At 51.5% G+C, this 21243-nt stretch carries 17 protein-coding genes and 1 pseudogene; 5 read left to right on the top strand and 13 right to left on the bottom strand.

Annotation, left to right across the window (positions count from 1 at the left end; all coding sequences use genetic code 11):
* Positions 1–62: 62 nt before the first annotated feature.
* Positions 63–1043, bottom strand: coding sequence for an IS30 family transposase (locus HC248_RS03100; protein ID WP_168921224.1), 981 nt, complete (start codon positions 1041–1043; stop codon positions 63–65).
* A 270-nt stretch (positions 1044–1313) separates the two neighbouring features.
* Here HC248_RS03100 and HC248_RS03095 point away from each other — a divergent pair, with 270 nt between their 5' ends.
* Complete coding sequence (locus tag HC248_RS03095) at positions 1314–4193, top strand: bifunctional diguanylate cyclase/phosphodiesterase (RefSeq protein ID WP_168921223.1); 2880 nt, start codon at positions 1314–1316, stop codon at positions 4191–4193.
* A 273-nt stretch (positions 4194–4466) separates the two neighbouring features.
* On the opposite strand, the gene HC248_RS03090 is transcribed toward HC248_RS03095, so the two are convergent.
* The 12 genes and pseudogenes from HC248_RS03090 to HC248_RS03035 all read right to left on the bottom strand — a co-directional run bounded on the left by HC248_RS03090 (position 4467) and on the right by HC248_RS03035 (position 16171).
* Entirely contained in the window at positions 4467–5978 is a 1512-nt protein-coding gene (locus tag HC248_RS03090; RefSeq protein WP_168921222.1) for a tripartite tricarboxylate transporter permease, read from the bottom strand.
* Between the two features lie 12 nt (positions 5979–5990).
* Positions 5991–6479 (bottom strand): tripartite tricarboxylate transporter TctB family protein, encoded by a 489-nt coding sequence (locus HC248_RS03085; protein WP_168921221.1) that lies wholly within the window; start codon positions 6477–6479, stop codon positions 5991–5993.
* Positions 6480–6708: 229 nt separating this feature from the next.
* Positions 6709–8521, bottom strand: a pseudogene (gene tfpB, locus HC248_RS03080) (type IV pilus assembly ATPase TfpB).
* A gap of 67 nt (positions 8522–8588) precedes the next feature.
* Positions 8589–9356, bottom strand: coding sequence for a class I SAM-dependent methyltransferase (locus tag HC248_RS03075; protein ID WP_168921220.1), 768 nt, complete (start codon positions 9354–9356; stop codon positions 8589–8591).
* A gap of 172 nt (positions 9357–9528) precedes the next feature.
* On the bottom strand, positions 9529–10068 hold the full coding sequence (locus HC248_RS03070; protein ID WP_238342704.1) for a DNA-deoxyinosine glycosylase: 540 nt from the start codon (positions 10066–10068) through the stop codon (positions 9529–9531).
* The gene (locus HC248_RS03065; protein ID WP_168921219.1) at positions 10065–10925 is read right to left on the bottom strand and encodes a TatD family hydrolase; all 861 of its coding nucleotides are present in this window, start codon (positions 10923–10925) and stop codon (positions 10065–10067) included. The genes HC248_RS03070 and HC248_RS03065 overlap by 4 nt, the downstream gene beginning before the upstream one ends.
* A 151-nt stretch (positions 10926–11076) precedes the next feature.
* Entirely contained in the window at positions 11077–12393 is a 1317-nt protein-coding gene (locus HC248_RS03060) for a hypothetical protein (RefSeq protein ID WP_238342703.1), read from the bottom strand.
* A gap of 14 nt (positions 12394–12407) precedes the next feature.
* Entirely contained in the window at positions 12408–13163 is a 756-nt protein-coding gene (locus tag HC248_RS03055; protein ID WP_168921218.1) for a hypothetical protein, read from the bottom strand.
* Positions 13164–13176: 13 nt separating this feature from the next.
* The gene (locus tag HC248_RS03050) at positions 13177–13770 is read right to left on the bottom strand and encodes a hypothetical protein (protein WP_168921217.1); all 594 of its coding nucleotides are present in this window, start codon (positions 13768–13770) and stop codon (positions 13177–13179) included.
* A gap of 19 nt (positions 13771–13789) precedes the next feature.
* Positions 13790–14089 carry a J domain-containing protein gene (locus tag HC248_RS03045; RefSeq protein WP_168921216.1) on the bottom strand — a complete coding sequence of 100 codons (300 nt, stop codon included), beginning with the start codon at positions 14087–14089 and terminating at the stop codon, positions 13790–13792.
* 137 nt (positions 14090–14226) lie between these two features.
* Positions 14227–14922 (bottom strand): lipoprotein-releasing ABC transporter ATP-binding protein LolD, encoded by a 696-nt coding sequence (gene lolD / locus HC248_RS03040; protein WP_168921215.1) that lies wholly within the window; start codon positions 14920–14922, stop codon positions 14227–14229.
* Positions 14915–16171 (bottom strand): lipoprotein-releasing ABC transporter permease subunit, encoded by a 1257-nt coding sequence (locus tag HC248_RS03035; protein WP_168921214.1) that lies wholly within the window; start codon positions 16169–16171, stop codon positions 14915–14917. The genes lolD and HC248_RS03035 overlap by 8 nt, the downstream gene beginning before the upstream one ends.
* Positions 16172–16204: 33 nt before the next feature.
* On the opposite strand from HC248_RS03035, the gene HC248_RS03030 reads away from it, so the two are divergent.
* The 4 genes from HC248_RS03030 to HC248_RS03015 all read left to right on the top strand — a co-directional run bounded on the left by HC248_RS03030 (position 16205) and on the right by HC248_RS03015 (position 21236).
* Entirely contained in the window at positions 16205–17227 is a 1023-nt protein-coding gene (locus HC248_RS03030; protein ID WP_168921213.1) for a hypothetical protein, read from the top strand.
* A gap of 248 nt (positions 17228–17475) precedes the next feature.
* Positions 17476–18498 carry a PDDEXK nuclease domain-containing protein gene (locus HC248_RS03025; RefSeq protein ID WP_168921212.1) on the top strand — a complete coding sequence of 341 codons (1023 nt, stop codon included), beginning with the start codon at positions 17476–17478 and terminating at the stop codon, positions 18496–18498.
* Between the two features lie 307 nt (positions 18499–18805).
* A complete protein-coding gene (locus HC248_RS03020) occupies positions 18806–19594 on the top strand; it encodes a class II aldolase/adducin family protein (RefSeq protein WP_168921211.1) in 789 nt (262 codons plus the stop codon).
* 1123 nt (positions 19595–20717) lie between these two features.
* The gene (locus HC248_RS03015; protein WP_168921210.1) at positions 20718–21236 is read left to right on the top strand and encodes a hypothetical protein; all 519 of its coding nucleotides are present in this window, start codon (positions 20718–20720) and stop codon (positions 21234–21236) included.
* Positions 21237–21243: the final 7 nt, after the last annotated feature.

Genomic DNA, 21243 nt, shown 5'->3' with positions numbered 1-21243 from the left:
AATTACTATTGAATTTTTGTTTTTTTTAAATTGAAATAATACAAAAGTTATCAACGGCGGATTCAAGCTTGAAGTGCAACCGTATGCTGATAGGACTCTAACTGTTCCATAAAAACCTGATGCGGCGTTCGATACCCTAAACATTTTCTAGGACGATGATTGAGCCTGTGCATCGCTAAAGCAATGTCATCGTCGGTGATGCAATTAAAGCGCATCCCCTTTGGGAAAAACTGGCGAATCAAACCGTTCATATTCTCGTTCGCCCCACGCTCCCACGAGGCGTATGGATGGGCGAAAAAGAAATCTGCACTCAGCGCAGAAGCTATTCGTTCATGCTGGGCAAATTCCTTGCCGTTATCAGTCGTGAGAGTGTGCACGCAATGAGCGAACGGTTTGAGTAAAGTGATTAACGCGTCCCCTACGGCTTGCGCTGTTTTGAATGGCACGTGGAAAATTATTGAATAGCGAGAGACACGCTCATTAATCGTCACTAGTGCTTGCTTCTGCCCGGCACCAATCACCAGATCAGCCTCCCAGTCGCCAAAGCGCGCACGCTCAAGCACGATGTCGGGTCGCAGTTCTATTGAGACCTGGCGAGAGATGGTGCCGCGCCGTTCACGGCCACTGCTGCGTTTTTTTCGCGTCTTCTGGCAACGCAGTGTTTTATGCAAGGTGCCGCCCGCGCGTTTGTCAGCGTAGATGTACTGGTAAATGCTCTCATAGCTAACACCGGGTTGGTGGCTAGCTTCGAGGTGGCCGCTGATTTGCTCGGGGCTCCAAGCCTCAGCCAACTTTTCCTCCACTACAGCCCATGTCGAGTCAGCAACTCTAGGACTATTGGCGCAGGCAAGTCTACGTTCTTGGGCTTTGTCATTTGCCTGCTTAGGGCGATAGCCTCGTAGACCGCGGTTACGACGCAACTCACGGCTGATGCTCGATTTATCACGGTCCATCATTTTTGCAATTTCACTTTGATTGAAGTTTGCTTTGACGAGGATTGCAATCTGGTAACGTTCGTCACGGGTGAGGTGTGTGTAAATCATTCTGGGCAACTTTGACTTGGTAGTCGGGAAGCTTGGATGCTCTCACATCTCACCCACCCGTACGGTTAATTTCAAAGTTGCACTTCAGACTTGAATCCGCGAACTTTTAACAAGTATTGTTATGATTAAGATTAATTAATCCTTTTAAAACAGTAAAAATCGCGTGGAGCAAAACTTAATTTAGTCATTCCCCTTACGCTTTAAAAAATAGCTGTTTAGAAATGACCGCACTTTCAGGCCTTAGTCAAACGCCTGATTGAAAAAATATTTATGACCTTAGGCAAAAAAATTGCATTACTTTTTTCCCGCAAGTCGAACCCGTCCGGCTTGATCTGCTTGTGGAAAGCGGCCGAAATGCGCAGCGCGATAAAGTCAATCAGTAGGCAAATCAGTGCGGTGATTCTTAACTGGCCAGTGGCTTGGATCATTCTGTTTATTAGCTTGCTGCTGACATTTTTGGTTTGGAGGAGCGCGCAAGAAGACCTGGCGCGGCTGCAACAAGTTCAGCTTGAAAGCCGTGTCTCAAAAGTATCTGACGCCGTTCTTAGACGCGTACAAGCCTATGAACAGGTGTTACGCGGTGGTGTCGGGCTGTTAGCCGCATCGGATGTGGTTACCCGTTCTGAGTTTCAAGACTATATCGCTAGCCTGAATGTTAAAGAGCACTACCCAGCCATACAGGGCATTGGTTATGCCGTGCATATTCCAGCAGCAGACCTAGAGCTACATAAGCGCAAGATGCGAGCTGAAGGGTTCCCTGATTACGATATTTATCCAACCGGTGAGCGTGATCAATACACTTCGATTATTTATCTTGAACCCTTCAACCTACGTAACCAGCGCGCCTTTGGTTTTGACATGTTTTCAGAACCCAAACGGCGTGCAGCGATGGAAGTCGCACGTGATACTGGCAACACAGCTGTCAGTACTAAAGTGACGCTTGTGCAAGAGTCCGGTGAAAAAATGCAGGCAAGTATCTTGATGTATTTGCCGTTTTATAAAAATGGCAAACCGCGCGCTACGCTTGAAGAGCGACGTAGCAATCTACAAGGTTATGTCTACAGCCCATTCAGACTAGACAAGTTAATGGGCGGCATACTCAATGAGGCGCAAACCGGCGTAAAAGCAGATATCAATATGGAGGTATATGAGGATTCGCAATACTCCGCTGAAAATCTACTTTATGACGACAACGGCATTCCAGACATGCGCAACGCACCACGGTCTGATAGTTTAGCGCTTACCCAATCTATCACTGTGTTTGGCCATACTTGGAGCTTGTATTTCACAACGCGTCCTGCATTTCATGCCGCTTTTGATCAAAACAAGCCTTTGCGATTTTTAGGCTTCGGCACAATATTTAGTGTGCTGTTGTCGGCATTGATGTGGCTATTTACAAAGCAACGCCGGCGAGCGTTGGTGCAAGCCAGTTACATGCAAGAAGAGATAGTCGAGCGCAAAAAAGCCGAAGAAGAATTGCGGTTAGCCGCCTTGATGTACCAGCACAGCAGCGAAGCCATGTCGGTGGCCGACAGCACGGGTGCTATCGTCAGTATCAATCCGGCTTACACCAAGGTAACGGGCTACACACTGGAAGACGCTGTCGGCAGAAACTGCAGTCTACACAAGGCCAACAACCATGATCGTAAGTTTTTTCGAGCGATGTGGGATGAGATCAACGCAACAGGGCATTGGCAGGGCGAGATATGGAACTGGCGCAAAAATGGCGAAGCCTATCTTGAGTGGACTACCGTCAACACCATTTATCTCGACGACGGCTCAGTACACCGCTATGTCGCACAGACTTCTGACATCACGCAAAAAAAGGCGTCCGAAAAGCTCATTTGGCAGCAGGCTAATTACGACCTTTTGACCGGGCTACCCAACCGTCATATGTTTCACGACAGGCTAGAGCGGGCCATCAAAAAATCACGTCGTTCTGGTTTTCCAATGGCCTTGCTGCTGCTCGACCTTGACCGCTTTAAAGAAGTCAACGATGCGTTGGGACATGCGCAAGGCGATGTGTTGCTGGTTGAAGCGGCGCGGCGAATTGCGACATGCGTTCGCGAATCAGACACGGTTGCGCGTCTTGGGGGTGATGAATTCACCGTCATCTTGTCCGAGCTAGTGGACATTAATAGCGCTGAACATATCGCTCAAAATATTATTAAACAACTTGCCGCTCCGTTTGAGTTGCTGCAAGACGTGGTCTTTGTACAAGCCAGCGTGGGCATTACCTTGTATCCCGACGATTCACTGGATGTGGAAACTTTGATTAAAAACGCCGATCAGGCAATGTATGTGGCGAAAAATTTGGGCGGTAATCGCTTTAGCCGTTTCACCCAGGATTTGCAAGAAGCGGCAGAAACCCGGCTGCGCATGATGAGAGATTTACGCAATGCCTTGGCGGCCAATCAGTTAGAGGTTTACTACCAGCCTATCGTAGAAATAGCGACCGGGAAAATTTATAAAGCTGAAGCGCTATTGCGCTGGAAGCACCCAGAGCTGGGGATGGTTAGCCCCATGCAATTCATACCGCTGGCCGAAGAGTCCAGGCTTATTCATGATATTAACGACTGGGTTTTTCATGAGGCCACCCGTGAGCTAGCCAGTTGGAGAAAGCAGTTAGTGCCTGAATTTCAAATCAGTGTGAATGTATCCCCCGTAGAGCTCAGACAAAATCGGGAAAAGGTCGGTGCGCATTGGATACGTCATCTGCAAGCATTAGGCCTGCCCGGAAAAAGTCTAGCGATTGAAATCACCGAAAGCATATTACTCAACGCAGAGAGCAATGTCACAGACAAACTTCATTTATTCCGCGATGCGGGTATTGAAGTTTCAATTGATGATTTTGGAACCGGCTATTCATCACTGTCTTATCTGAAAAAATTTGATATTGATTACCTTAAAGTTGATCAATCGTTTGTTCACAACTTGGTCGATGGAACTGACGATAAGGTCTTGTGCGAAGCGATTATCGTCATGGCCCATAAGCTGGGACTTAAAGTAATCGCAGAAGGCGTAGAAACACAAGCGCAGCTTGACTTGCTCACTGCCTACGGCTGTGACTATGCTCAAGGCTGGTTGTATTCCAAAGCCGTTACAGCGCCAGATTTTTTTGCATTACTGCTTAAAAACGTAAAGCTATAAGCGCTACCAGAACACACTAAAACAGTGACTCGTATGACTTAGGCATTGCCGAATGAAGTGATGTAGTGGGCCTAGTAGCCGACTATAAGTGGACGATGTAAGCGCTATTTGATAGCCGGTTCATGCTTTGTAATTTACTTGTCAACGCAATCTCAAAATGTACTGATACGGTCAATAGAAAAAAGCACCCTCAGATGCTTTTTAAAATAGTCAGCTAAAAGCACATGCGTTTGAGCTAACGTTCAGTTTTTTTACGTAAGCATTACTCATTGGTTACTCTTCAACAAAAGCCTCTTCACGCTTATTTTTGATTGACGGCAAAAGCACAATGGCCAGCAGCAAAACGGCAGCGACGAGCAGACCGGCTGACAGCGGACGCGTGACAAACACACTCCACTCACCGCGTGAGAGTAGCAAGGTGCGGCGCAAGTTTTCTTCCATCATGGGGCCAAGAATAAAACCCAGCAGCAAGGGTGCTGGCTCGCAACCGAGTTTGACGAACAAGTAGCCAATCACACCAAACGCGCCGACCATCCAAATATCGAAAGTGTTGTTGTTGGTCGAGTAAACACCGATGGCACAAAACAGCACAATCGCTGGAAACAAGTAGCGGTAGGGAACTGTCAAAAGCTTTATCCACATACCAATCAGCGGCAGATTCAAAATAATCAGCATCGCATTGCCAATCCACATGGAGGCAATCAGACCCCAGAATAATTCTGGGTTGCTAGTCATCACCTGCGGGCCAGGTTGTATGTTGTGAATAGTCATAGCGCCCACCATCAACGCCATCACAGCATTTGGTGGAATACCCAATGTGAGCAGCGGAATAAAGGAAGTCTGTGCACCGGCATTATTGGCCGACTCAGGTGCTGCAACACCACGAATATTGCCCTTACCAAAAGGTACTTCGCCCGGTTTCATTTTGATTTTTTTCTCTAAGGCATAAGCCGCAAACGCTGCCAGCAGCGCGCCACCACCGGGCAATATGCCTAGAGCCGAACCCAAGAAAGTACCGCGTAAGACGGCAGGTGTCATGTCTTTAAAGTCTTGCTTGGTAGGCCACAGACCTTCTACTTTTGCAGTGAACACTTCGCGTTCATCTTCTGGCTGAGCCAAGTTACTAATGATTTCGCCGTAGCCGAAAACGCCCATGGCGATCACGACAAAACCAATCCCGTCGGTGAGCTCTGGAATATCAAAGCTAAAGCGCGCCACACCGGAATTCACGTCAGTACCAACTATGCCCAACAACAGGCCCAGCACAATCATGGCAATGGCTTTGAGCAGCGAGCCAGACGCCAGCACCACCGCACCAATCAAGCCCAAGGTCATGAGTGAGAAATACTCGGCAGGACCAAACTTAAAAGCCAGCTCAGTCAGCGGCGGAGCGAACGCAGCCAAAATCAAAGTGCCCACGCAACCGGCAAAAAACGAGCCCAAGCCGGCGGCGGCCAATGCCGGCCCAGCCCTGCCCTTGCGCGCCATTTGGTAACCATCGATACAGGTGACGACCGATGACGATTCACCCGGCAAATTAACCAAAATAGCGGTTGTCGAGCCACCGTATTGCGCACCGTAATAAATACCGGCCAACATAATCAAAGCCGAGACCGGCGGCAACGCATAGGTTGCCGGCAGCAGCATGGCAATAGTGGCCACCGGACCAATACCGGGCAGCACGCCAATTAACGTGCCGAGTATGCAACCTATGAGTGCGTAAAGCAGATTGATGGGCGTAAAAGCGACGCTAAAGCCCAGCGAAAGGTGTGAAATAAGTTCCATTTTTTTGAGACCTTAACCGGTGATGAATGTGGGCCAGACGGCGAACTGCAATTTCAGCAAAACCACAAATGCGATGTAGCTGCCCACAGCCAAAATGGTGGCGAGAATAAAGGTGTTCTTGACCTTCCAGCCGGGCTCTGCAACGCTGGCGATAAACGTCAGTGCATAGATGCCAAGAATCATGCCCATGGCCGGAATATTTAGACTAGGCAGGCCGCCCAGCATCACGCCAAAAACCAAATTAGCCAAAATAATATAGACCAGTGGCCGCCACGCCCAACGGCCGATTTTGTCGCCACTAGGTGTTTCTATGGTGAGCGACTTAAAGAGTACGCCCGCGCCCAATACCGCCATCAAAATGCCCAGTATCAGAGGAAAATAACCTGGCCCCATTCGGGCTGCAATGCCGACGTTGTAGCTAGTAGCGCCTAAAGCAAACGCCACGCCTATTCCCATGAACAGCAGGCCTGAGAAAAAGTCTTTTTGACTTTTGATTTTCACGGTTTTTCTCCAGTGCAACGAATGATGACTTAATTATGAGAGCCAAAGCCTGGAGCTTTCATGTGGCTTTCACTTACGCGGACCACAGGGTATTTGCTCATGGCATAGCGCAGAACTGGCGCGGAGAAAAATCTGTTTGACAGCCACTAAGTTTGCCGGCGTTAGCGCAATACCGATCAGTTAAAGTTTTAGTGCGCGAACCATAAAGAAAAATTTAAACGTAAACCGCTCAGTCCATGGGCGGCGTTGCCGCCAACACTTCTTCCATCGTCGTCAAACCTTCGGCCACCTTGAGCGCACCGGCCAAGCGCAGGGGCCGCATGCCGTCGCTTAAAGCCTGGTGCCGCAGCGCCTGCATGTCTGGCTCGTGAGTGACTTTTTTCTTGAACGCTTCGGTCACCGACAGCAACTCATAAAGCCCTAGCCGTCCACGAAAACCCGTCATGCGGCAAACCACACAGCCAAGCGCTTTATACGGTCTATGAGCGCCGCTAATTTTCCAAGGCTTGACTATTTCTGCCAGCTCTGCGGGCATGAGGCCGTTGTCTCTTGCCTTGCAGGCTTGACACAGCGTGCGCACCAAACGTTGAGCCAGAACACCCAGCAGCGTCGCGTTAATCAGATAAGAGGGAACACCTAACTCCATCAAACGCGAAACAGCGGACGGCGCGTCATTGGTGTGCAGCGTGCTAAACACCAGATGGCCGGTCAACGCCGCTTGCACCGCCATGTTGGCAGTTTGCAGATCACGAATCTCACCGACCATGATGATGTCGGGATCTTGTCGCATCAGCGCACGCAAGCCCTCGGGAAAATCAAAATCAAGATGTGCTTGAACTTGGGTTTGATTAAAAGAGGGCTCAATCATCTCGATCGGGTCTTCGATCGTGCTCACATTAACCGCTTCAGTCGCCAGCCGCCTGAGGGTTGAGTAAAGCGTAGTGGTCTTGCCTGAACCGGTCGGGCCAGTGACTAAAACAATACCGTAAGAACGCTTGACCAATAGCTCCCAGCGCTGGGCATCGTGGGCTGAAAAACCCAGTCCATCAAGGTCGCGGGCGGTAGTGTCGGGATCGAAAATACGCATCACCATCTTCTCGCCAAAGGCTGTGGGTAAGGTCGACAAGCGCATTTCAATTTCATCACCCCGCGGGTTACGCGTCTTGATGCGGCCGTCCTGAGGCCGGCGTTTTTCAACCACATCCATGCGCCCCAGCAATTTGATGCGTGCCGTCATGGCGTTGTGCACCGCCATGGGTAACTGGTAGACCGGATGCAGCACGCCGTCTATGCGAAAACGGATCACGCCTTGGTCGCGTCTGGGTTCTAGATGTATGTCACTGGCGCGTTGATCAAACGCATATTGCCAAAGCCAGTCGACGACCTGCACCACACCTTGGTCGTTGGCGTCTAGTTGCTTGCTTGCTAGATTTTCCCAGCTCAACGAGTTGCTCAAAACTACCTGCGCCCGCATTTCCCCCTGACTTGAGCGCGGCCTTGACCGAACGGGCTAGCGCGAAAAATTCAGCGGTGAATTTGGCGATCTCCGCGGGACTGGACAACACCAAACGCACGCTGCGCCGGGAATGGCGCTCGACCTCTTCAATCCAGTCGGTCACAAACGGCTCAGAGGTGGCGATCACCACCTCTTTAGCATTCACCTGTACCGGTAAAACCTTGTGCCGTTCGGCATAGACGGCGGACATGGTGTCGGCGACTTTACCGACATCAACCTTGAGCGGGTCTATGCGCAAGTAACGCATACCGGCGCGGCCAGCAAGCCACTCGGTAATAGTTTCTACATCTAGCGGTTTTCCGTCTGAGAGCCGCGTCATGCTGACACTGGCTAAGCGCGTGAGCGGTGGCTGCGCGCTGTGCACTTGTGCGCAGCGCGCAATGGTGCGTTCAGCTTCAGCGGGGCTGATGATGCCGTCTTGGCCCAACCATTGCACCAAGATGCGCCAGTCCAATAAACCCCTGTAGGGCTCACTCGCATTGAGCAGCGGGTGAGGTAAAGAATGATCAGAGGGGACTGTATTCATCAAATCACTGTACCCCAACTTCACACTATGTTTGTACTAGCTTTGTGAAGCCGCTAGAACTAAGCGCTCAGGCCAGCGGTTTAAAAAGGCGTAGCCATTTTTTCGCAGGCAAGCCCCAGCGTGACTCAATCTCGCCGGCTTTTAGCAGCAGTTCGGCGCGCTCAGGCCGAGTCGGCTCGCGCTGCGCTAACACCACGGTATTGCCTTCTTTGGTGGGACGAAAAGCCCACACCCCTTGCGGTCCAAAAGCTTGGGCGATGTATTCCAGCGACTGCTCGTAACTTGAATCGCGGCCAAACAAGTTGACCGTCATCACACCGTCCTCAGCCAGCAAGTCATAACAGCTTTGGTAGAAAGCTTCGCTGTCTAACACCGGGCCGGCGGCTTCGTCGTCGTAGACGTCCACATGCAGCAAATCCACGCTTTGTAAGTGGCAAGGCTGGGTGATTTCTGTTGCGGCATCAGCGTTAATCACCGCTAGGCGCAAGTCATCGCGTGGCAACTTAAACCAGCCTCGGCAAGCGGCAATGACTTGGGGGTTGATTTCAATCGCAGTGGTTTTCATGCGCAGTTTTTTATAGCAAAACTTAGTCAGCGCAGCCGAGCCCAAACCTAATTGCATGGCGTGTTTTTTAGCCACGTCGGCGGGGTTCATAAACAGCAAGCCAGCCATCATGCGTTGCACATATTCAAGCTCAATTTCAAACGGCTCATCAATCAACATTGAGCCCTGAACCCAAGGTGAGCCGAGGTGCAAGTAACGCACACCAGCGTAATCAGAAAAATTAACTTCAGGTAGCTCAGGGATCAGAGCGGGGATTTCTTTTTTAGCCATGCGCCTATTAGGCCACCGATTTTTTTATCCTTTTTTTAAAAAAGTTTGTTGTGGGCTGGTTAAAAAAACTCGCTACATCGCGATTTTTTTGCAGCACACATTAGCTAGCAAGCGTAGGTCAAATTGATTCGCTGGCTCTGCTAGGAAAAGTCGGTGTTGAGGTATTGCGGCTTTAAGGCTTTACCAATCCGTGCTGGACAAATAAATCACGCCAAACCTGCAGCTTGCGCTCAAAGCGCCAAGCCGCGTTGGCCGGACTGGTTGAAGGCAAGCGACAAAATTCAAGCGCCGGCTTGTCCTGCATTGGCGAAGCCATCACCTGCTGCACATATTTGGCGTGTTTAAAACTCTCTGCGCCGTTATGCGCCACCGCTTGCAGATCCGGGCAGTGGCGCGCCAGAGCGGCAAAGTCATTGAGCTGTGCATGACGGATGTTGCTGTCCAAGCTGCCCTCACGCTCACAGCTGGCATAAACATCCCACAAACCCAAACCTTTAGACAACATCCAATCGCAGCGCGCAGCGTAGCTTTGAGCATGCTGCTGGGGCGCGCCATCGGGCCAAACGGTCTGCAAAATTTTCCAAAACTGATTTTGCGGATGACCGTAATACTGCTGTGCCTTAAGCGATGCAATGCCCGGAAAGCTACCCAAAATCAACACTCTGGTCTGGGTCGATAGCAGCGGCGGCAAGGCCTGCAAAAGCGTGCTCACGCCTGAACTGGCAGCCGCAGCAATGCAGCCAGCCCCGGTAAGGCTTGCACTGCATTAGCGCTAGTGGCCTCGGCTAAAGCCAAAAGCGTGATGCCGCGTAAATCGGCCAAATGCTGCGCAATGCGCGGCAACTCAGCGGGCTGGTTACGACCTTGGGCTTGACCGAGTTGGCGCTGCGCGGCGTCTACATACAGCCAGTGCGGCGGGATGTCGGGGGAATCAGTCTCAAGCACCAGTGCGCTGAGTGGCAAATCGCTGGCTAGCCTGCGCAGTTGCAAGGCCCTCTCATAAGTCAATGCGCCGCCAAAACCGAGTTTAAAACCCAAGCCAACAAAGGCCATGGCCTGTTGCTCACTGCCGTTAAACGCGTGTGCAATACCGCTCCAACCAGCGGCCGGGGCAAGATCACGCAAATGTTTAAGTAGCCGATCGGACGAGCGCCGCACATGCAAAATCACCGGCATCGAATACTTGCGCGCTAGGCGCAATTGTTCGCGGTAAAAAAACTCTTGCCGCTCGCGCATAGCCGGCGCTGTCAACGTGGGTAGAAAAAAATCCAGTCCTATTTCTCCGACTGCGACCAAACGCGGATCGCTGCGGTGGGTGCTGAGCGCTTGGTCTAAAGTGATTAAGTCGGCTTCACTAGCGCTAGGAACACAGACCGGGTGAATGCCTAAGGCGTAGCTGTAAGAGAACTGATGCGCCAGCTCGCGCACGGCCGAAAAGTTAGCCACATTAACGGCGGGAATCACGCAGTGGCTCACGCCGCTATTTGCCGCGCGAGCGTGAATGTCTGATAAGTCAGCCCGTAGTTCAGCCGCGTCGAAATGGCAATGCGTGTCTATCCAAAAAGCCATATGAACCCGCTATGAGTTGGTAAAAAACCTGCACTATTTCGCGCTAGGACGAAAAACAATATTCGCACAGAAACTAAACCAATCCACGCAATGCAGGCATTACTGAGATGTGCAGGCATTGTCCGCTGCACTCAATTTACATCAAAAAAACTTACTTGATACGGCATTCTCGCCGCAGCAAAGCCAGCGAATCTTCCAGTGCAAAAACCGCATCACTTTTAAGCGTGTGCTGGGCTTCATCGACAAACGCCGACCACAGACGCAAGTAGTCATCCTGATATTGCGGTGGTGCGTGGGCTGTGATGTATTGCTCTGCCAACACCGGCTTTAAACCCGATTTTTGTATTTTGCGCACCAATGCTGCGGCAGCTTTTTCAGTCAGCACAGTCTTACCCGCAGTGCCGGCAGAAACACATAAAAACAATGTCAACAAGGCCGCTTCATCTTGGTCGCCACCGGTAGCTTTATCCCAGGCTTTGGAGACGGATTTCTCAAAATCAGCGATCTCACTCATAGTGTCTTCTAGCCAAAAATAGCGGCCTAAAAAAGCCGGCGTTTGGCCATTGTCGAGATAAGAGAAAAGTCCACGAACGGGTAAAGAGCTATCGAGAATTCTAGGTAAGTCAGCTAGTACCGACGGTATTAAAGCCGCCAGAACAGGCTGCAAGTGTGCAGGTAATTGGGCTGGTACTTGCAGCGCATCAGCCAGCGGTTTACGCGCAGCTTTTGCAGCGCTAGCACTGGCATATTTTTTACGCAGCGCGAGTATGATTTTTTCAAACGCTGGCCAGTCTGGCATCTCCGTCTGAGCGCTGGCCTGCATCAGTAAAGCCGTGCGCATGACGGCGTCGGCGTCTTTGAGTTCGGGATTTTCTCGACCCGCTAAATCGTCGGCATCTGTGCCGAGTTGCTCTGCCAGCCAAACAGCAGCTTGTATTTTTTGCTGCGCAGCGGTGCGCAAAGCCAGCTCAACCCTATAGTCAGCCAAGCTTTTAAGCGACCACTCGGCCAGACCTTGACCGCCCTGCAAATCCTTGTCAAAGCCGATATGGTCTGGCATGGCGATCATGGCTTTGAGCATGTCTGAGCCGCCCTTGGAACGGGACAAAAATGAGTTGTCGCGTAGCGCCTCTGCGGCTAAGCGCAGATCGCCCTTGCAACTGCTTTCCAGAAAAATACTGACTAAATTAACCATGCGCAGGCGGGCGGTTTCAAGCTCTGGGCGCAAAAATTCAGTGCCGAAATGGCGTGCAATTTGAACCATGCCGCGCGGCGCTTGTTCACAAATTTCAGCTAATTTTTCACGGCTTAATAGGCCGTGGTCTACGCCGTAACGCAGGGCTTTTTCAAAAAACACACTCGCGTCATAAACCGCGATTTCAGGCGCGGTGCTGACGACTTCATCGGCAGTAAGTTGAACCGGAATGTTGGACGAATTTTTAGCCAATACGGATTTGGGTTTTGACATTGAATTATTCGAGATCAAATCGCTGACTCTTCATCCGACTCGCGCGCACTCGGCGTGGCTTTGCCGCGATCGGTGTCGCCGGTCTCGACCTTGCCGTCGTCGTCTTCTTCATAGTCTTCTTCACCGGCAGTGGCGGCTTCGTGGGCACTGGCTTTGGCGCGCAAGACCATTAGCATTTCAATAAAGAGATCCGGAATTTCGTAGCGCAGCAGCCAAGCTAACTCCATCCAATCGCGGTCGGCGACTTCATCGTGTTCAAGCTTTGCCCGAGCATAGGCCGAGCCCAGCAAGGCGGTTTGCGAAAGCATCTCGCCATGGTCTTCGAGTGGCTCAAAGGTGCCGCAGCGGGCAAAGGCTTCGACGCGGCTCCACTTATCAGAGAAGTAATCGGCCAGTGCATCACTGCCGCCTTCAAGGTCGCCAATCGCATTCAGAAAGGCAACAGGGTCAGCGTCATCACGAAAAATAATCGAATTCACCATGCCGCGCAAATGCGTGCGGGTTAAATCTTTGTACTGTTTTTCAATCACGACAGCACGCGCAAACTGCTCGGGCGTGACCAGCAGATTAATCACCGATTCTTTGGAGTTGTCGTACTCACGAATTACCGCAAGTATGTCTTTGGCCGGCAATTGCGCCAACACCACCATCAGGGCGGAATCACCCTCTGCATCGGCCAATTCGACCAGCGCAAACTCGGCCGCGACGATGTCGCCAGCGGCGATCAAGGCTTGGGTTTTTTCAATCAGTGCGAGGTGGTTCTGGGTCATGATTTTTTCCGTCTTAGTTTTTGCGCTCAAAGCCTTGGTCGCTCATCCAATCGTCGGCGTTATCACGGCGGCTTTTGGCGTCGTCGCCCAGGTCTTCGTCAGAGTCCAGCGTGCCGGTGCGTTGGTCGCTTGACTGCTCGTCATCTTGGCCGTCGTCCTCGTCTTGGTAGTCGTCTTCTTCATCTTCGACTTCATCGTGTTGGCGAACCGGCGCCGTGCCGGGCGTGACGTTCATGTATTCAAGGGCCGCGGCAACGCTTAAAAACCACTCGCCATCGGCTTGTTTGAGCACGACGTTAGCTAACTTTTCAGCCCACGGTTGCAGGCCAATGCCGGCTTTGAGCTCGTCCCACTCGGGCAACTCGTCGGCGGCGTGACCAATCAAGTTATCCATCATGGCGGGCTCGTGAAAGCTAAAACCCTTGTGGAAAATGACGGCCACCATTTCGGGGCTTAAACGCATCATTTGGATTAAAAAATCGAGCTCACCGCGCTTGTCAGCCAAGCGCGCGGACAAGACATCACCGCCTTCGGAATCAAAACGCAAGTCGTCTAATTCGGACTGATAGGCCGAACGCAAGTCTTCAAAAAATGGGGAAATTGTCATAACGGTCTAAGTTTTTTAGTCAAGTAGCAGAGCGGCTACTGGGGTCGAGCACGCGCTCGAAATAATGTTGCCAAATCTCGCTGGCGGTCGCTTGTGGATCGTCGAGCAAGTTGCGACGCCGGTTCTCATCATAGGCTTGACGCTGGTCGTTGTCAGTTAGCACTTCATAAGCTTGCTGCAGCGCACGAAAGCGTGCAGCGGCTTCTGGTGCAGCGTTTTTATCGGGATGCCAGAGGGATGCTTGCTGACGAAATGCTTTTTTAACATCGGCCAATGTGGCGGAACTGTTTAGCCCCAGGGTGGTGTAGTGGTCGCTCACAGGTAGTGCATGCTCAGTTGATCAAAGTTTGACGGGGAGGAGGATTTTATCAAATGCTAAGTACTCAGAAATGCGGCTTGCGACAAGGTTTTTCAAGCGCAGGCAACCAGCTTATGCGGATAAATGCCAGCCCCGCCTCACTGCCACTCGGACAACTGACCTTCGATTAGTCTAAAGCGTCGGCTGCAGCGCGCAGCAAGCGACTCGTCATGGGTGACCATGATGAAGGCAGTGCCCTGCTCACGGGCGAGTTTTAGCATTAACTCAAACACACTGTCAGCCGTGGCTCGGTCGAGATTACCGGTTGGCTCATCGGCCAGCACGCAAGCTGGCTGACTCACCAAAGCCCGGGCAATCGCGACGCGCTGGCGCTCGCCACCAGAGAGTTCTGCCGGCTTGTGTTGCAGTCGCCCTTCAAGGCCAACACTGGTGAGCATTTTTGTCGCCACTTGCGCGGCCAGCTCTGGCCGCATACGCCTAACCCACAGCGGCATGGCGACGTTGTCTAAGGCGCTGAACTCGGGCAGTAAATGGTGAAATTGGTAGATAAAGCCTAGGTGCTGATTGCGCATCAGGCCTTGTTGCTGCGGCGTCAAACCGGCTAAGTCTTGGCCCTTGAGCACGACCTTGCCGCTAGTCGGCGCATCCAACCCACCCATTAGGTGTAGCAAGGTGCTTTTACCGGAGCCGGACGTGCCGACAATCGCTAGCGTGTCGCCGGCATGCACACTCAGGTCTACACCCTTGAGCACGGTCACATCCAGCCGGCCTTCGACAAAGCGCTTGCTCAGACCACTGGCTTTTAGCACCACTTCAGTTTGGGGATTATTCATAACGCAAGGCCTCTGCCGGGTTGACGCGGCTGGCGCGCCAGCTGGGATAAAGAGTGGCTAAAAATGACAATATTAAGGCGATCACGACGATTGGCATGATGTCGCTGTACTGCGGCTCACTCGGCATGGCGCTGATGAGGTAGATGTCTTTGGGCAAAAAGCTGGCATGAAACAAGGCTTCTAGCGCTGGCACTATCACGTCAATATTGACCGCGATGGCCAGCCCCAAGAGCAAGCCAGACAGCGTGCCAATCACCCCCACCATTGCGCCTTGCACAACGAAAATACCCATGATGCTGGCAGGACTGGCACCCAAGGTGCGCAAAATGGCGATGTCAGCGCGTTTGTCGGTCACGGTCATGACCAATGTGCTGACCAAATTAAATGCGGCGACCGCCACGATCAGCGTGAGGATGATGAACATCATGCGTTTTTCCAGCTGCACCGCCGAGAACCAAGTTTTATTTTGCTGGGTCCAGTCGCGGATTAAGAAACGCCCCTCCAGCGTGCGGCCAAGTTCGCGCGCCACCTCAGGTGCGCGGTGCAAGTCTTTCAGCTTGATGCGAATGCCGGTCGGGCCTTCGAGTCGGAATATGGCCGCGGCATCGTCTTGATGCATCATGGCCAGCGCCGAGTCGTATTCATAGTGGCCAGAATTAAACGTACCCACCACCTTCATTTGTTTTAGGCGCGGCACCACGCCTGCCGGTGTGACTTGGCCGCTGGGTGCAATTAAGGTGACAGTATCGCCTTCACGCACACCCATAGAGCGGGCCAACTCACTACCCAGGATCAGACCGAACTGGCCGCTGATCAAGCGCGGAAAAGCCGTGTCCTTGAGTTGCAACGCCAAATCCGTCACCTGACCTTCTAGGGCTGGGTCTATGCCGCGAATCAGGGTTCCCTTCATGTCTTCGCCGCGCGCGAGCAAGGCTTGGGCCGAGATAAAGGTAGCCGCACCCACCACTTCAGGGTTGGCGCGTATTTGAGCCAGCGTTTTTTGTGCATCTGGCAAAGCCATGCCGTTGGGCGCAAACACCTCGATGTGGGAGACCACACCCAGCATGCGGTCGCGCACTTCTTTTTGGAAACCATTCATCACGCTGAGCACAATAATCAAGGCCGCCACGCCCAGTCCAATGCCCAGCATGGACACGCCAGAGATGAACGAGATAAAACCATTGCGCCGCGTTGCCCGGCCGGCCCGCGTATAACGCCAGCCAAGAATAAGTTCATAGGGGATTTGCATAGCCGCGATTGTGGCATCCCGGACAATAGCCCCATGCCTCACACTTCATCGCCAACACCAGACGCCGCCCATCTCCTGATTGCCTTTGCCACCGCCGGCGACGAGGCAGCGCTGCAGGCCTTGCAAAGCTTGCCAAAAGCCGAAGGACTAGAGAATTTATCGCGCCTGCTGCAAGGCATGCAAACCCTAGCGCCTAGCGATGACGCGCAAGGTAGCGCGCTCAGTTTGTCCGCACCACACGAGAAAGCGCTGGCCGGACTGCAAGCCGCATCACCCAACCAGATAGATGGCTTGATTCCACTGGCGGCGCAGCAAGCTTGGGCGGCTATGGGCAGCCAAACCCTAGGCAAGGGCTGGGGCTTTATCACGCCGTGTTATTGGTCCATGGGCCGCGAACATGCGAGCATGACGAACCCCGCTACGTTGGGTTTGGAAGAGGCCCAGTCAAAAGAATTTATGGCCGCCATGCAGCCCTACTTTGTCACTGAAGGCATCAGCCTGCACTACGCCGCGCCCGACTGCTGGCTGGCCGAAGGCGAACTACTCAAAGACTTACCAACTGCCTCACTAGACCGGGTGATGGGCCGTAACGTAGACACTTGGCTACCGGGTAACGAAGACCAGCCACGCGCGCCGCTGGCGGCTAAAAAAATCAAGCTGCTGCAAAACGAAATGCAAATGCTGCTTTATACCCACGCGGTGAATGACGCGCGCAGCCAGCAAAGGCAAACGCCAGTTAACTCGTTTTGGCTTAGCGGCACGGGTATGTTGGCGCAAGCACCCACGCCACAAGCGAGCGGATTGATACAACCGCGCGCCTTGGCAGAGGCGGTGTTTGCTAGCGACTGGGCAGCTTATGCAAAGGCTTGGCAAGCGCTGGATAAAACCGAAATTAAAGATTTGCTGGCGCGTCAAAACACAGGCGAGAAAATCCGGATAACGCTGTGTGGTGAGCGCAGCTTCGTGACACTGGAAAGCCGCAGCCGCACGCTAGGCCTGAAGTTTGCCAGCTTGCTCAAGCCGTCGTCTGCTTTGGCTTTGCTGCGGGATTTGTGAGTTTTGATTTGTTTGAAAAGCTTGCTTTTTAGACGCTAACTAAACCGCTTGGGCGAGTGACTTTTTTGCACCTTAGTACGCTTGACCCTGGTTGCCATTTCACATTCAACAACTTATCGTCAGACTTTTTTAGATAAGCCTCGACATCGAGGGTGCAATGTTCAGCATGAACGTCCAGTGATATTTAAGGGGAGACCTCCAAACGTTTAGTTCACGACTGGCGTTTGCAAACCACGCAGGAGTTAGCGATGAGTAAAAACATCTTATTGCCCGTGCCGCAATACAGCAGTTGGTTGGCTGAATTAAAGCTGCGCATTCAGGCCGCTCAGCAACGCGCCACACTGTCCGTGAATCGCGAATTAATCCTGCTCTACTGGCAAATAGGCCAAGATATTTTGCAGCGCCAGCAGACACAAGGCTGGGGTGCCAAGGTTATTGAGCAGTTGGCGAAGGACTTGACCGCGGCTTTTCCAAAGATGAAAGGTTTTTCACGCCGCAATCTGCTTTATATGCGCAGCTTTGCAGAGGAATGGCCAGATTTTGAAATTGTGCAACAGGCTGTTGCACATTTACCCTGGGGCCAAAACCTACTACTGCTAACCAAGCTCAAAACTGCCGAAGAGCGCCAGTGGTATGCCGCCAAAGCCATAGCGCACGGCTGGTCGCGCAATGTGTTGTGGCACCACATCTCGACACAGTTGCAGCAACGCTCCGGCAAAGCCGTCACCAACTTTGAGCAACGTCTGCCCGCCGCTGACTCTGAACTGGCGCAGCAAACCATTAAAGACCCTTATCTGTTTGATTTTTTAGGCGTTTCAAACGAGGCGCATGAGCGCGAAATTGAGTCCGCTATGACCTGCCATGTATCCAAAATGTTGATGGAAATGGGTGAAGGCTTTGCGTTTGTGGGCCGACAAGTTCCCGTCGAAGTGGACGGCCAAGACTTCTTCATAGACTTGCTGTTTTACAACTACCGCTTGCACCGATTTTTGGTGGTGGAACTCAAAGCCGGAGACTTCAAACCTGAGCAAGTGGGCCAGCTCAATTTTTACATCACACTGGTCGACGAAAAAATCAAAAGCGAAGAAGACAAACCCACCCTAGGTTTGTTGCTGTGTCAGCAGCAGCACCGGGTGGTGGCGCAATATGCTTTGCGCGGCATGACTGGGCCGATTGGCATTGCCGAATACAAACTGCAACTACCCGACGAGGTGGCGAAATATCTGCCCAGCATTGCGCAGATTGAGGCGGAGTTGTTGGCTCAAGACTAACGCTCTCAATGCGTACCTAAGCAGTGTTGAGTCAGTTCTTGCCGGGTAATTCCCAATGCGCAAGCGCCTAGAAAAATTGACAATTAATAAGTATAAAAACTATTTTTCAAATAGCTTTATTTTTAGGTAAAACAGCAAGCTGTTTAAGTTGGTTTGCTGGCTAGCGAATTGGCAACATCGCTATTTTCAAGACCCGACACAGACTAAGCGAAGAGCCGCGTGTTGAGCTCTTTTTTTTTGGAAACTGCCGCCCTATCTCTATTGATCTACCCATTTTTAGCCCCTCTAACTCACTGATTGTTTAACGATGAACCCAAGCTCAGCTGCGCAAGATCGCGCACTCAACATCCCCAGCATCCAGTCCCAAGTCTCGCCGGAAGAATGGGAAATTCGGGTTAACTTAGCCGCCGCATACCGACTGGTCGCGCTCTACGGCTGGGACGATTTGGTGTTCACACACATCACCGCCAAACTGCCGGGAACGGACACTTTTTTGATCAATCCCTACGGGCTGATGTTCGATGAAATCACGGCGTCAAGCTTGGTGCAGATTGACTTGCAAGGCAACAAAGTGTCTGACTCGCCTTTCGATGTCAACCCCGCCGGTTTTACGATTCACAGCTGTATTCATGCGGCTAGGCACGATGCGCATTGCGTGTTGCACACGCATTCACTCAATGGCGTCGCGGTCTCGTCACAGCGCGAAGGCTTGCTGCCCATCTCGCAGTTTGCGTTTTCAGTTTTGCATTCTCTGAGCTACCACGACTACGAAGGCTTGGCATTAAGAGAAGCAGAAAAACCGCGCTTAGTCGCCAATCTAGGTCAGAGCAAATTCTTAATGTTGCGCAACCACGGCCTTTTAACCGTTGGCGAATCGGTAGCCGAAGCCTTCCAAGCCATGCATCGTTTTGAAGCCTCTTGCATGGTTCAAGTTCGCGCCTTGGCCGGCAACAAAGAGTTAATTGAGATTGACCCTTCGATACTCAGCCTAGCCAAGCAACAATTGCAAGATGTGCGCCGCGGCAAAGGCGCTTTTCTCGCTTGGCCTGCGCTGCTGCGGCGGCTTGACCGCATGAGTCCAGGTTTCGACGCCTAAGCCGCTGGAACAGCTGGCGACACCAACGCCGGCTGGGTTTTATGCGTTGGAAGATTCACGCTTGAAGTGCAAGCTTGAAGGATGGATTCACGCTTGAAGTGCAACTGTTTGATTATTCAGTTGCAACTACTCCATAAAAAAAATTGCTACGTTATGTATCCCAAAAATTTTCTGGGACTATGACTGCGTCTATGCATCGCCAAAGCAGCCTCAGCATCCTTGGTGCGAACGAAGTGTACGCACTTTGAAAAACACTAAGGAAATAAATTATTCGTATTTTATTTTCTCTACGATTTCACAAAGCATCTGAGTAGATGAAAAAAAATTCAGTCAAATAAAAATTGATGCGTTTATATTGGGCAAACACTTTTCCGTTGTGACTTATGTATATTTGCACGCAATGTGCAAATAGTTTTAGAAAAGTGATTAACGCCTCCCCTACGGCCTGCGCTATTAAAATGGCATATGGGTATATGGGCATATTGAGTTGCGTGAAGCGGTGTCATTCGCTGACACCAGCGCTTGGCTTGTGGCCTACGGCAACCACCAGGTCAGCCATACGATCAGTTAATTACAAAATTGCAATTCAAACTTAAATTCACAGTTTAATTTGTATTTACACGCCATCGAAAATTCTATTTCACTGATGCAGTAATCAGTGCGTACAGCAAGATTTTTTAGTCTTTTCTTGACTACCAAACCACTGGTGTTTTCGTGCTTGTAAGCGTAGCCAATCAGCGCTATAAACGCCAACAAAAATCACTAAATTTAATCGAATTTTTAAAATAAATTCTATTCCTATTACTTAAACGTTATTCATTTCAATCGGCATTGACACATGAATCCCTCACACAAAATAACTGCTGGCAGCTCTACTTTTCATCAAGGATCAGACAGAAAAATTCTGCCTGTTTCAAGCCCAGTCATTCAGGTCAGCGCTGCAGGGCAGATCAGCCTTACAAGCCAGATATCCACGCACCAAGCCAGCCTCATTCCTCGACGAAGCTTATATAGCTACACAGTAATACCAGTAGGCTTAGGAAGCGCTGAGACAAAAGCGAGTAGCTCTAGTAGCTCCAGCCATCTCACTAGAACAATCAGCAGCGCTAGCTCTTCCCTCTCTTTGTCAGTAAATACAAATCAAGGCACACAGATTAATCCAGATGAGTTAGAAAAATTACTCAACCGCTCGCGTATGGGTGATGAAGAAAGTGCTGCGGTGTACCTCGAACTTGAGGGTCGACTGTCTGAAGTAGTTAACGCCGCCACTACAACCGACCCCACACAAGCAGCAGTGGCAGAGCAAGCCCTGCGTTTGTTAAGCAATCTAGCGATCAACTCTGATGTCAGGGCCGCTGAACTCTGGGCCACCTTGGGGCACGCTGGGCGCGCAGCTGTCGTTGCTGCGGCAACGAACCCCACACAACTAACAGTGGCCAGGCCAGGCCTGGTTTTATTGACCTATCTAACGAGCTACTCTTACGTCAGAGTAGCTGAACTCTGGGACATCTTAGGGGCCGTAGGGCGCGCAGCTATAGTCACCGCTGCAACCCACCCCGCACAAGCAGAATTGGCCGGGCAAGCCCTGAGTTTGTTGAGCAATCTAGCTCACAGTGCAGAAGGCAGAGTAGCTGAAATTTAGGCCACTT

This window comes from Polaromonas vacuolata (assembly GCF_012584515.1).
Lineage (GTDB): Bacteria > Pseudomonadota > Gammaproteobacteria > Burkholderiales > Burkholderiaceae_C > Polaromonas > Polaromonas vacuolata.
The sequence above is the reverse complement of the archived record's forward strand: the minus strand, read 5'-3'. Positions and strand labels throughout refer to the sequence as shown.